Origin of the sequence: Bacillus sanguinis (assembly GCF_018332475.1) — a bacterium.
GTDB lineage: Bacteria > Bacillota > Bacilli > Bacillales > Bacillaceae_G > Bacillus_A > Bacillus_A sanguinis.
Genome location: NZ_BOQB01000480.1, coordinates 1 through 747 on the forward strand (window position 1 = coordinate 1; position 747 = coordinate 747).

At 29.5% G+C, this 747-nt stretch carries 1 protein-coding gene; it reads right to left on the reverse strand.

The features are described 5' to 3' along the window. Window positions 1-459: 459 nt before the first annotated feature. Window positions 460-741 carry a hypothetical protein gene (locus KI369_RS27845; RefSeq protein ID WP_048551443.1) on the reverse strand — a complete coding sequence of 94 codons (282 nt, stop codon included), beginning with the start codon at window positions 739-741 and terminating at the stop codon, window positions 460-462. Window positions 742-747 lie beyond the last annotated feature (6 nt).

The following is a 747-nucleotide window of genomic DNA, read 5'->3' on the forward strand; positions in this document are numbered from 1 at the left end:
CTTTTTTAATAAAAAAATAAGCTCATATAGATATTATTAATAATATCCAAGAATAGATAATAGTGCAAAAAACATCATTTCTCATAACCTGTAAATGCGGTACTGCCATGATAGGAATGTATAAAAAAATGAATAGGGTTATAGAAAAAGGCGAATTCCTTTTGAAAGTAGGAATTCGCCTTTTTCTTGCTACCAATGACAGGGCGTTATGTTAATCAAGCATGAATAAGTATTTATCACAAAAAATCCAGATCTTTGATTATCATTTTAAATAACCTCCGTTGTTTTTTTACCCTTTGCTAAGGTCTCGCCCTACAGCTTTTTATTACACGATTCACTTCACTACAACCTCCCTCTATCTCATCACACTCAAGTGACTTTCTCAGCATAAACACATGGACTCAACAAATCACTTCTAAAGTATATAAAAAGAAAAGACCTTTTATTTTTATATACTTATTAAGATTTATATTTTTTGACTGTACAAGGAATAGTTACAATGTATAAATCTATAGCATAGATTGTAACCCAAATACCTTTACCTTCAGCCGCTAACTTTTCATTCAATTGTGATAAATGCTCTGAAACTTTTCTTTTACCCCATTTTCTAGGAAACCATTGAAAAACCTTAGGAACATTATGTTTTTTGTTATACCATACATTCAATCTCCAAAAAATCAAGAAAAACGAGACAATCACTACAATACAAAAAATATCAAAATATGAAATCCCTAAAATCATATAATA